Raw genomic sequence first — 12,072 nt, 5'->3', positions numbered from 1 at the left:
GGGCGGCGTACCCGCTCCGGCCTGCCCGAATTCCCCCTTTCCCTTACCTCAACGAGGAGGTACGGCAGTGGACAGACCGACTGCCCTCACCCGCACCACGCCGCCGGAAGCCGATCGGAGCGCCCCGCGCGGCTTCGTGCTCCGCTTGGGCCTGGCGAACCTCGGTCTCTACAGCGCACTGCTGACCCCGGTGGTCGTCACCATGGCGCTGCGCGTCGCGGAAGTCGCACCGCAGCACAAGGAATCGACCCTCGGCCTGGTGCTGGGCGTCGGGGCGGTGCTGGCGATGGTCGCGAACCCGCTGTTCGGCCGGTTGTCCGACCGCACCCGCTCGCGCTTCGGCCGCCGCCGCCCGTGGCTGGTCGGCGGGGTCGTCGGCGGCGCCCTCGGGCTCTGCGTGATCGCCTTCCTGCCGTCGGTGCCCGCGCTGGTCATCGGGTGGGCGATCACCCAGTGCTCCTTCAACGCCGCGTTCTCGGCGCTCATGGCGAGCATCCCCGACCAGGTCCCGGAATCCGGCCTGGGCAGGGCGTCCGGCGCGATCGGCACCAGCCTGACCGGCGCCGTGCTGGTGGGCTCGGGCATCGCCGCGTTCACCTCGGACCTGCGCGTCATGCTGCTGCTCCCGGCCGTGCTGGCCGTCGGCCTGGTCTGCTGGTTCGCCGCCACCCTCCCCGACCGGACCCCGGCCGAGGCGCCGCAGCCGTTCTCGGTCCGGGAATTCCTCGGCAGCTTCGTGTTCGACCCGCGGCGCGCCCCGGACTTCGGCTGGGCCTGGTTCACCAAGTTCCTGGTCATGTTCGGCTCGGTCGCACCGATGACGTACCTGGCCTACTACGTGCCGTTCCGGATGGGCCTCGACGCCGCCGCCACCGCGGGCCTGGTCGCCGCGCTCGTCGCCGGCGGCTACGGCCTCCAGGCCGCCACGGCCGCGCTGGGCGGCTGGCTCTCCGACCGGACCGGCCGCCGCAAGCCGTTCGTGATGGTCTCCGGTCTGATCGTCGCGATCGGCATCGGCCTGCTCGCCGCCGCCCCGGGCCTGTCCGCGATCGTGGTCGCCCAGCTGGTCATCAGCGTCGGCGGCGGCCTGTTCTACGCCGTCGACACCGCGCTGATCACGCATGTCCTGCCCGACGAGAGCAGCCGCGCGAAGGACCTGGGGATCGTGAACATCGCCAACGCCCTCCCCCAGTCGTTGATGCCGATGATCGCCCCGTTCGTGCTGGCCGTCGGCGGCGGGCAGAACTACCCGCTGCTGTTCGGCATCGCCGCAGCCGCCGCCCTGCTGGGCGCGCTCCTTGTCACCCGCATCAAGGGCACCCGATGAACCGTTCCACCAACCACGAACCGGAGGAGTCCACAGTGGTCAGCTACGACGCCGCGGTCGCGGCGGCACTCGCCCGACTCGACCTGGATGCCAAGGCCAGGCTGCTCGCCGGGCAGAGCATGTGGTCGTTGCCCGCTCTGCCCGAGATCGGGCTCGCCCCGCTGGTGATGTCCGACGGGCCGATCGGGGTGCGCGGCGTGCGCTGGACGGCGGACGACCCGTCGATCGCGCTGCCCAGCCCCACCGCGCTGGCCGCCACCTGGGACCCGGAACTGGCCCGGCGCGCCGGTCACCTGCTGGCCCAGGAGGCTCGGCGCAAGGGGGTGCACGTGCTGCTCGCGCCCACGGTGAACCTGCACCGCTCGCCGCTGGGCGGGCGGCACTTCGAGTGCTACTCCGAGGACCCGCACCTGACCGGCGAGATCGGCACCGGTTACGTGCGCGGCGTGCAGGAGGGCGGGGTCGGCACCACGGTCAAGCACTTCGTCGCCAACGACGCGGAGACCGAGCGCTTCACCGTCAACAACATCGTCGGCGAGCGGGCGCTGCGCGAGCTCTACCTGGCGCCGTTCGAGATGATCGTCGAGCGGGCCCGCCCGTGGGGCGTGATGGCCGCCTACAACTCGGTGAACGGCCCGACGATGACCGAGCACTCCCGGCTGCAGAACGAGGTCTTGCGCGGGGAGTGGGGTTTCGACGGCTACATCGTGTCCGACTGGTTCGCCGCGCGTGACACGGCGGGCGCCATCCGGGGCGGCCTGGACGTCGCCATGCCCGGCCCCCGCACGGTCTACGGCGAGGCGCTGGCCGCCGCGGTCCGCGCCGGCGAGGTCGACGAGTCCGTTGTGGACGATGCGGTGCGCAACGTCCTGCGGCTCGCCGCCCGGGTCGGAGCGCTGGAGGGCGTACCGGCCGCCGTCCCGGCTGAGGAGCGGCCCGCCGAGGTCGACGGGCACGCGCTCGCGCGGGAGATCGCCAGGCGCGCATTCGTCCTGGTCCGCAACGAGAACCACCTGCTGCCGCTCGACCCGTCGGCCGCTTCCGGGGTCGCCGTGATCGGTTCGGCGGCGCGGGACGCCCGGGTGCTCGGCGGCGGTTCGGCCCAGGTGTTCCCGGACCGCGTCGTGTCCCCGCTCGACGGGCTGCGCGCCGCGCTGCCCGGTGGCCAGGTGACCTTCGCGGTCGGCACCGAGACCAGCGACGAACTCGGGATCGCCGGGGCCGGCTTCGCCCTTCGGGCGGTCGTGCGCGACGCGGACGGCCGGGTGCTGGGCGAGGAGGAGCTGCCCAACGGGATGGTGCAGTGGCACGGCGACTTCCCCGACGGCGTGCGCTACGAGGAGCTGCACAGCGTCGAGATCGTCGGCACGTTCACCCCGCGCGAGAGCGGCCTGCACACCTTCGGCACCAAGGGCCTCGGCGGGTTCAAGCTCACCGTGGCCGGCGAAGTCGTCTTCGACGGCGCGCACTCGCTCGACGGCCGCGACCCGTTCGAGGCGTTCTTCGAGGCCCCGGTGGAGCGGGGCCAGGTCGAGCTCGCCGCCGGGGAGGCGGTCGAGGTCAGCCTGCTCAACGTCATCCCCAAGAGCGCGACGCCGCTGCCGCTGGACTCGGTGGGCGTCGGCCTCGCGCACCTGGACCCGCAGCGCGACGCCGACGAACTCCTCGACGAGGCGGTCGCCGCCGCGCGATCCGCCGGGACGGCGATCGTCATCGTCGCCACCACCGAGCGGGTGGAGAGCGAGGGCGCCGACCGCACGAGCCTGCGGCTGCCCGGCCGGCAGGACGAGCTGGTGCAGCGGGTGGCGGAGGCCAACCCGAACACCGTCGTGGTGGTCAACTCGGGTTCACCGGTGGAGATGCCGTGGCGCGAGGACGTCGCCGCCGTCCTGCTCACCTGGTTCCCCGGCCAGGAGGCCGGTGCCGCGCTCGCCGACGTCCTGCTCGGCGTCGAGGAGCCGGGCGGCCGGCTGCCCACCACTTGGCCGGTGCAGCTGGCGGACGCCCCGGTCACCCAGGTGACCCCGGACGACGGAGAACTCCGCTACGACGAAGGCGTTTTCATCGGCTACCGGGCCTGGCAGCGGGCCGGGACCGCCCCGGCGTACTGCTTCGGGCACGGCCTCGGCTACACCGACTGGCAGTACGAGTCGGCCGAGCTCGCCGCACCGCAGGGCGCGGACGAGCTGGGCAGGCTCACCGTCCGCGTGCGCAACGCCGGCGACCGGGCCGGACGCGAAGTGGTCCAGGTCTACCTCGCCGTCCCGGAGGGGGATGCCGCCGAACGCCCGGCCCGCCGCCTCGCCGGCTTCGCGTCCGTGACGGCAGAACCCGGTGAGACCGCCGAAGCGACTGTCGTGCTGCCCCGCCGAGCCGCCGAGCTCTGGGACGAGGAAGCCGGGACCTGGCGCCTGATCCCCGGCAGCTACACCGCGGAAACCGGCCGCAGCCTCGACGACCTGCGCCTGCGCACCAGCGTCGAGACGGCCTGACACCGTTCGGTGCGCCGGTCCGCTGCGGACCGGCGCACCGCGCGTCAGACGGTTTCGAAGCAGCCTGCTCCGAGGAGGCCCTTGAGCTCGCCCTGCAGGCCGTTCTCCGTCGAGACGAAGTAGTCGCTGGACAGCGCCAGGCGGGTCACGCCGCGGGGGCTCTGCAGCTTGAGGTGCACCGGGGTCGTGCCCGAGTGCGCCTGGAGGGTCCGCTTCAGCTCCAGCACCAAGGACTGGTCCACCCGGCCCACCGGCACCTTGATCACGAACGCCGGGTCGGTGCCCGGGTCCGTTTCGGCCGCCGAGATGTCGACCGGCACCGCGTCGGAGGCGAAGACGCTGATGGTGCCCTCGCGCTCGTTGATGCGGCCCTTGACCGCCAGCGCGGTGTCCTCGACCAGGCAGTCGGCGAACATCTCGTAGGACTTCGGGAAGAACAGCACTTCGACGCTGGCGTCGAGGTCCTCGAGGGTCACGATCGCCCACGGGTGGCCGTTCTTGTTGATGCGGCGCTGGATCCCCGAGATCATCCCGGCGATCTTGATCTGCTCCTTGCCGCCGCCGAACTCCCGCTCACCGCCGACCAGATCCGCGATCCCGGTGTCCTGGTAGGGCGCGAGCAGCCGCTCGGCCCCGTCGAGCGGGTGCGCGGAGACGTACAGGCCCAGCATCTCCCGCTCGTAGGACAGCAGCTGCTTGCGCGGCCACTCCTCCGGCGTGAAGTTCAGGTGCGCCAGCGGCGAGGCGTCCGCGCTGTCGGCCGAATCGTCGGCGCCGAACAGGTCGAACTGGCCCATCGCCTGCTGCCGCTTCAACCCGATGACCGCGTCCACCGCGTTCTCGTGGTGCTGCACCAGCGACATGCGGGTGTGCCCCAGCGAGTCGAACGCACCGGCCTTGATCAGCGACTCGATGACGCGCTTGTTGCAGGCCAGGATCTCCGACTTGTCCAGGAAGTCGGTGAAGGAGGTGTAGCGGCCCTTCTCCTGGCGGGACTTGACGATCGAGGCCACCACGTTCGACCCGACGTTGCGGATCGCGCTCATGCCGAAGCGGATGTCGGAGCCGACCGCGGCGAAGGTGTCCTTGGAGTCGTTGACGTCCGGCGAGAGCACCTTGACGCCCATCCGCCGGCACTCGGCCAGGTAGATGGCCATCTTGTCCTTGTTGTCACCGTTGGAGGTCAACAAGCCCGCCATGTACTCGGCCGGGTAGTTCGCCTTCAGGTAGGCCGTCCAGTACGCCACGAGGGCGTAACCCGCCGCGTGCGACTTGTTGAACGCGTAACCGGCGAAGGGCAGGACGGTCGCCCACAGCTTCTCGATCGCCTCGTCGGAGAAGCCCTGCGCGAGCATCCCGTCCCGGAAGCCCTCGAACTCCTGGTCCAGGACCTCCTTCTTCTTCTTGCCCATCGCGCGGCGCAGGATGTCCGCTCGACCGAGGCTGTAACCGGCCACCTTCTGCGCGATCGCCATGATCTGCTCTTGGTAGACGATCAGGCCGTAGGTCTCGGCGAGGATGTCCTTGAGCGGCTCGTCCAGCTCGGGGTGGATCGGCTCGACCGGTTTCTTGCCGTTCTTGCGGTCCGCGTAGTCGTTGTGCGCGTTGACCTCCATCGGGCCCGGCCGGTACAGCGCGTTGCAGGCCACGATGTCGGCGAACTCGGTGGGTTGCATGCGCTTGAGCAGTTCGCGCATGCCGCCACCTTCGAGCTGGAACACTCCCAGGCTCTCCCCGCGGGCGAGCAGCTCGTAAGTGGCCTTGTCGTCCAACGCGAGGTTGGACAGGTCGATCTCCCGGTCGTGGTTCTCCTTCACCATCCGCAGCGCGTCGCCGAGGATGGTGAGGTTGGACAGGCCCAGGAAGTCCATCTTCAGCAGACCGATGGCCTCGCACGACGGGTAGTCCCAGCCGGTGATGATCGAGCCGTCATCACGCGCCCACAACGGCACCGTGCCCAGCAGCGGCTGCGACGAGAGGATCACCGCGCACGCGTGCACACCGGCGTTGCGGATCAGGCCCTCCAGGCCCCGCGCCGTGTCGAAGATCTGCGACACCGCCGGATCGGTCTCGATCAGGCTGCGGACCTCGGCAGCCTCGGTGTAGCGCTCGTGCTGCGGATCCACGATGCCCGACAGCGGGATGTCCTTGGCCGCGATCGGCGGCGGCAACGCCTTGGAGATCTTGTCCGCGATCGCGAACCCCGGCTGGCCGTGGTGCACACGCGCCGAGTCCTTGATCGCCGCCTTCGTCTTGATCTTGCCGAAGGTGATGACCTGGGCGACCTTGTCCCGCCCGTACTTGTTGATCGCGTACTGCAGCACCTCGTCACGACGCCGGTCGTCGAAGTCGAGGTCGATGTCGGGCGGCGAGTCGCGCTCCGGGTTCAGGAACCGCTCGAAGATCAGACCGTGCTCCAGCGGATCCAGGTTCGTGATGTGCAGGATGTAGGCCAGCAGCGACCCCGCGGCCGAACCACGACCCGGCCCCACGTGGATGCCCTGCGACTTCGCCCACCGGGTCAGGTCACCGACCACCAGGAAGTACGCGCAATACCCCTTGGTGTCCAGCACGTCCAACTCGACCTGGATGCGCCTGCGGCACTCCTCGGTCGGACCGTTCGGGTAACGCGTCGGCAAGTACTGCTCGAGCTCAGCGGCCAGCAACTCCCGCTCGGAACGGCCGCTGCCGTCGGTCACGCGCGGCATCCGGTCCTTGAAGTCCCACACGTCCTCGTAGGACTCGACCATCTCCGCGACCCGCAGCGTGTTGTCCGCCGCACCCGGAACCTCGGAGTCCCAGTACTCGCGCATCTCCTCGGCGGACTTCAAGTAGTAGCCATCGCCGTCGAACTTGAACCGCGACTCGTCGCTGAGCGTCTTACCGGACTGCACACACAGCAACGCGCCATGCGAATCGGCCTGGTCAACGGTCACGTAATGGCTGTCGTTGGTGGCCAACGGCGGAATACCGAGCTTCTTGGAGATCTCCAGCAGACCCTGGCGCACCGACCGCTCGATCGGCAGCCCATGATCCATCAACTCCAGGAAGAAGTTCTCCTTGCCGAAGATCTCCTGGTAATCGGCCGCCGCCTGCAACGCCTCGTCGAACTGCCTCAGCCGCAGCCGGGTCTGCACCTCACCGGACGGACAACCCGTGGTGGCGATGATGCCCTCAGAGAACTCCGAGATCAACTCGCGGTCCATCCGCGGCTTGCGGTACATGCCCTCGAAACTCGCGCGACTGGACAACGTGAACAGGTTCCGCAGGCCGGTGGCGTTACGCGCCACCATCGTCATGTGCGTATACGCACCGGCACCCGAGACGTCACCGCCCTCACCGAACTCGTCGGCGCCGCGCTGCTTCGCCTCACCCCAGAACACCGGCTTCTTGTGGAAGCGGTTGGTCGGCGCCAGGTAGGCCTCGATGCCGATGATCGGCTTGATCCCGGTCTTCTTCGCCTGCTGGTAGAACTCGTCGGCACCGAACATGTTCCCGTGGTCGGTCATCCCCACCGCAGGCATCCCGAGGCGCTGGGCCTCGGCGAACAACGCCCCCACCTTCGCGGCACCGTCGAGCATCGAGTACTCGGTGTGCACATGCAGGTGGACGAAGGGGTCGACAGGCACGGGGAAGTCCTCCTTCGCGACAGCTTCGGGGAGAGCCGCCAGCCTAACGCGCGCACCCGCTGTGACCGCCGATTCCCCCGGCGTTGCGAGCGTTTTCCACCACGACGAGCAGAAACAGGTGCGGTCGATCACGCCCCGCGCTAGAACTGGACGAAACCACGTGCCGTTCACGCACCAGGTTTGCGGAACGGGTAGCGTGGTTCGTCGTGGCTGGCCCTGATCCTGTGGATGTGCGATTGCTGAGCGTCGTCGCCGAGATGGGCCGGGCGGCGGTACCCGAGATCGCCGGTCGGCTCGGCATGGACGTGCGCGACGTCGCTGCGCGCCTCGCTACCCTCTCCACCACCGGTCTCCCGCTGATCGTCGGGGTCGAGTGCGACGTCCAGGGCATCCGCAACGCGGTCGCCGCCGCCCAGCACTGGGCCGCGCAGCAGAACATGGCCAGCGGCCCCTACCCGGTGTCCGGTCCGCACCAGGTCCAGCACTCCGGCTCCTTCCCGCAGCCGACGGGCGGCTACCCGGCGCACAGCGGCGGTTTCCCCGCACCCGCTTACGGCCAGCCCAGCGGACCGCAGCAGTTCGTCCCGCCGGGCCCGCCGCCGACCTCGTTCCCGCAGCAGCCCGCCGCTCCGCAGGACCCGATGAACGTCTGGGGCCCGCCCGGATCGGCCGCGTGGGCGCGCGGTGATCAGCAACCGCAGCAGCCCGCCCAGCAGCAGCCGGCGCGCACCGGCAAGGTCGGCAGCAAGCTCGACGTGGAAGGCCTGGAGGGCGAGCGGATCACGATCCTGCTGGTCGAGGTCGTCGACCCGGCGGACTTCCTGTTCACCGCGGCCGGTTACGAGCTGCAGGACGGCGAGCGCGCGGTCGTGGTGCACACCGAGCTGACCAACCGCGGCCAGACGCCGTTCACCTCGCTGCCGGACCTGTACCTGGAGCTGATCACCACGGACGGCTCCGCGATCGCGAAGTCCCCGGTGTCGCTGTCGTCCCGGCCCCCGCACCGCATCGGCGTCCCGCCGGGCGAAACGGCCGGCGGCCACACCGTCTACGTCCTGCCGGAGTCGACGGAGCTGACCGCGGTCCGCTGGACGCCCCGCCCCGGCGACGCCCAGCGCACCCTCACCTGGGACATCACCGACCTGTAGCGGGCTCCACCTGCTCCTGCCTCCGCGCGGGAGATCGTTCCGCCTGGTCAAGGCACGTGAGTACTTTGTGGTGCTATAGCGCCACAAAGTGCTCACGTGCTCTGATCAGGCGGAACAACGGGACGGCCTCGACAGCGATCGGCAAGTCCCCGGTCGGCCGGTGTGAATACCGGTGATCGCCGTTCGGAGTACGTCTGTCCTGGTGATACGCGGGCGTGTGGTCTTGCGGTTTGGTCCGCGTTGTGGACATCTGGAGTCATGACCTCGCAGGAGGGCGGTCGCACCAGCGTCGGTGTCCCGCGCGAGTCGCTGGCCGGTGAGCGGCGGGTCGCGCTCGTGCCCGGCGTGGTCGAGCGGCTGTGCGCGCAGGGGCTCGAGGTGGTCGTCGAACCCGGCGCCGGGCAGGCCGCGCTGATCCCCGACGACGCGTTCACCAAGGCGGGCGCGGACCTCGGCGACCCGTGGTCGGCGGACGTGGTGGTCAAGGTGAACCCGCCCAGCACGGCAGAGCTCGGCAAGCTCCAACGCGGCTCGACGCTCATCGGCTTCCTCGCCCCGCTGACCGACCCCGACCTGGTGCCGCGCCTGCGCGAGGCCGGGGTGACCGGGTTCGCGCTGGAGTCGGTGCCGCGCATCTCCCGCGCCCAGTCGATGGACGCGCTGTCCTCGCAGGCCAACGTGTCCGGGTACCGCGCGGTGCTGCTGGCCGCCGACCAGTGCACCCGCTTCTTCCCGATGCTGACCACCGCGGCGGGCACCGTGAAACCCGCTTCGGCGCTGGTGCTCGGCGTCGGCGTGGCCGGGCTGCAGGCGCTCGCCACGGCCAAGCGGCTCGGCGCCCGCACCACCGGCTACGACGTGCGGCCGGAGGTCGCCGACCAGGTGCGTTCGGTCGGCGCGAAGTGGCTGGACCTGGGCATCTCGGCGGTCGGCGAAGGCGGCTACGCCCGCGAGCTGACCGAGGACGAGCGCGCCGAGCAGGCCCAACGGCTGAACGCCGCGATCAGCGGTTTCGACGTGGTGATCACGACCGCCCTGGTCCCCGGGCGTCCGGCACCGCGGCTGGTGCCCGCCGAGGCGGTCCGCCGGATGCGGCCGGGCAGCGTGATCGTCGACCTCGCCGGTTCGGCGGGCGGGAACTGCGAGCTCAGCGAACCCGGCCGGATCGCGGTGCACCACGACGTCACCATCGCCGCCCCGCTGAACCTCCCGGCGACCATGCCGGAGCACGCCAGCGAGCTCTACGCCCGCAACGTCCAAGCACTGCTCGACCTGATGCTGGTCGAAGGCCGCCTCGCCCCCGACTTCACCGACGAGGTCCTGGCCGCCACCTGCATCACCCGATCAGAACGGGGTGAAGGGCACGCCTGACCCTTCACCCCGGCCCGACTCAGGGAGGAGGGGCGATGTTCCTGGCTGATCTGGCGGTGCTCGTGCTGGCCGGGTTCGTCGGCTTCGCGGTGATCTCGAAGGTGCCGAACACCTTGCACACCCCGCTGATGTCCGGGACCAACGCCATCCACGGGATCGTGCTGCTCGGCGGTGTGCTGGTGCTCGGATCCGGGGTGAGCGACCTGGGGTCGCAGCTGCTGGCGCTGGTGGCGATCATCTTCGGCACGATCAACGTCGTCGGCGGATTCCTGGTCACCGACCGGATGCTGGGCATGTTCAAGCGCAAGCCGGAACCCGCGCGGAAGGACGCCGAGAAGTGATCACGCTGCGGTCGGTCCTCTACATCCTGGCGTTCGCCCTGTTCATCTACGGGTTGATGGGTCTGACCGGTCCCCGGACCGCGGTGCGCGGCAACGCGATCGCGGCTGCGGGCATGGTGGTCGCGGTGGTCGCCACGCTGCTCACCCCCGGCCTGAGCAACTGGGGCCTGATCGTGTTCGGCCTGGTCGTCGGCACGGTGATCGGCGTCCCGGCCGCGCGGCGGGTGAAGATGACCGCGATGCCGCAGATGGTGGCGCTGTTCAACGGCGTCGGCGGTGGTGCGGTGGCGCTGACCGCCTGGGTCGAGTTCCGGGACAGCGCCGGGTTCCAGGGCGAACCGGCGTTCGTGCCGATCGCGACGCTGTTCGCCGCGATCATCGGCTCGATCTCGTTCTGGGGTTCGCTGGTGGCCTTCGGCAAGCTGCAGGAGCTCGTGCCCGGCCGGCCGATCTCGGTGGGTCGCCTGCAGCTGCCGCTGAACGTGCTGCTGCTGGTCGGCGCGGTGGTGTGCGCGGTGGCGATCGGCCTGGGCAGCGGTGCCGAGCTGCTGCTGGTGGCGGTGCTGGTGCTGGCCGGGTTGGCGGGGATCGCGGTGGTCCTGCCGATCGGCGGTGCCGACATGCCGGTCGTGGTGTCGCTGCTCAACGCCTTCACCGGGCTGTCCGCGGCGGCGGCCGGGCTGGCGCTGAGCAACACGGCGATGATCGTCGCCGGGATGCTCGTCGGCGCCTCCGGTTCGATCCTGACCGACCAGATGGCCAAGGCGATGAACCGCTCGATCCCGTCGATCGTCGCCGGCGGCTTCGGCGGAACGGCCTCGTCCGCCCCGGTGACCAGCAGCGGGACGGTGCGCTCGATCGGCGCCGCCGACGTGGCCATCCAGCTCGCCTACGCGGGGCAGGTGATCGTGGTGCCCGGCTACGGCATGGCGGTCGCGCAGGCCCAGCACGCGGTGCAGGACATGGCGAAGCTGCTGGTCGACAGGGGTGTCGGCGTGTCCTACGCGATCCACCCGGTGGCCGGCCGGATGCCCGGTCACATGAACGTGCTGCTCGCCGAGGCCGACGTGCCCTACGAGCAGCTCAAGGAGATGGACGAGATCAACGACGAGTTCGCCCGCACCGACGTCGCCCTGGTGATCGGCGCGAACGACGTCACCAACCCCGCGGCCCGCACCGACCCGAACTCGCCGATCTACGGCATGCCGATCCTCAACGTCGACCAGGCCAAGGCGGTGATCGTGCTGAAGCGCTCGATGCGCGCGGGGTTCGCCGGAGTCGACAACCCGCTCTACACCGACCCGAGGACGGCGATGCTCTTCGGCGACGCCAAGTCCTCGGTCCGCGAAGTCGTCGAGGAGCTCAAAGCCCTCTGAGAACCGCGATTTCCATTGAAATCGGACGTGCGATTTCAATGGAAATTGCGGAACGCGAGCTCAGCTCTCCTTCTTCTCCCGGCGGAAGAAGTCCAGCGGGCTGGACCGCTTGGGCCGCTCCGGCTTGTTCCGGCTGCGGTACTCCAGCGTCGGCCAGTCCCCCGCCTCGCCTGGAGCGCGCGTGGGTTCCGGTGCGCCGAGGACCGACGGCGCCGCCGTGCCCACGTCCTCGGCGTTGATCACGTCGCCGAGGCTGTTGAACCCGCTGGCCGGGGTTTCGGCGTCCGCTGCCGGGTCGATCACCGGGATGCCGGTGGGCGGCGTCGGCGCATCCGAGCCTTCGAACGATCTCGACTGTGCCATCAAGCCCCCTCCGTTGGTAGCTCGC

At 70.2% G+C, this 12,072-nt stretch carries 8 protein-coding genes; 6 read left to right on the top strand and 2 right to left on the bottom strand.

Annotated elements, in window-relative coordinates; translation table 11 throughout:
- Positions 1-67: 67 nt before the first annotated feature.
- Positions 68-1,327, top strand: a complete 1,260-nt coding sequence (locus OU415_RS03360) for an MFS transporter (RefSeq protein WP_270947021.1) — start codon at positions 68-70, stop codon at positions 1,325-1,327.
- Positions 1,324-3,819, top strand: a complete 2,496-nt coding sequence (locus OU415_RS03355) for a glycoside hydrolase family 3 protein (RefSeq protein ID WP_270947020.1) — start codon at positions 1,324-1,326, stop codon at positions 3,817-3,819. Before OU415_RS03360 ends, OU415_RS03355 begins: the two co-directional genes overlap by 4 nt.
- A 44-nt stretch (positions 3,820-3,863) precedes the next feature.
- On the opposite strand, the gene dnaE is transcribed toward OU415_RS03355, so the two are convergent.
- Entirely contained in the window at positions 3,864-7,448 is a 3,585-nt protein-coding gene (gene dnaE / locus OU415_RS03350) for a DNA polymerase III subunit alpha (protein WP_270947019.1), read from the bottom strand.
- 224 nt (positions 7,449-7,672) lie between these two features.
- Between dnaE and OU415_RS03345 the strand changes: the two genes are divergently transcribed.
- From OU415_RS03345 to OU415_RS03330, 4 genes are all read left to right on the top strand, one after another.
- A complete protein-coding gene (locus OU415_RS03345; RefSeq protein WP_270947118.1) occupies positions 7,673-8,596 on the top strand; it encodes an AsnC family protein in 924 nt (307 codons plus the stop codon).
- A gap of 258 nt (positions 8,597-8,854) precedes the next feature.
- Positions 8,855-9,967 carry a Re/Si-specific NAD(P)(+) transhydrogenase subunit alpha gene (locus OU415_RS03340; RefSeq protein ID WP_270947018.1) on the top strand — a complete coding sequence of 371 codons (1,113 nt, stop codon included), beginning with the start codon at positions 8,855-8,857 and terminating at the stop codon, positions 9,965-9,967.
- A 35-nt stretch (positions 9,968-10,002) separates the two neighbouring features.
- The gene (locus tag OU415_RS03335; protein ID WP_270947017.1) at positions 10,003-10,308 is read left to right on the top strand and encodes an NAD(P) transhydrogenase subunit alpha; all 306 of its coding nucleotides are present in this window, start codon (positions 10,003-10,005) and stop codon (positions 10,306-10,308) included.
- Positions 10,305-11,684, top strand: coding sequence for an NAD(P)(+) transhydrogenase (Re/Si-specific) subunit beta (locus OU415_RS03330; RefSeq protein ID WP_270947016.1), 1,380 nt, complete (start codon positions 10,305-10,307; stop codon positions 11,682-11,684). The genes OU415_RS03335 and OU415_RS03330 overlap by 4 nt, the downstream gene beginning before the upstream one ends.
- Positions 11,685-11,744: 60 nt before the next feature.
- Here OU415_RS03330 and OU415_RS03325 read toward each other — a convergent pair whose 3' ends face one another.
- The gene (locus OU415_RS03325; RefSeq protein WP_270947015.1) at positions 11,745-12,047 is read right to left on the bottom strand and encodes a hypothetical protein; all 303 of its coding nucleotides are present in this window, start codon (positions 12,045-12,047) and stop codon (positions 11,745-11,747) included.
- Positions 12,048-12,072 lie beyond the last annotated feature (25 nt).

The organism is Saccharopolyspora oryzae (assembly GCF_027853915.1).
GTDB lineage: Bacteria > Actinomycetota > Actinomycetes > Mycobacteriales > Pseudonocardiaceae > Saccharopolyspora > Saccharopolyspora oryzae.
This window is presented reverse-complemented; position numbering and strand designations above follow the sequence as displayed.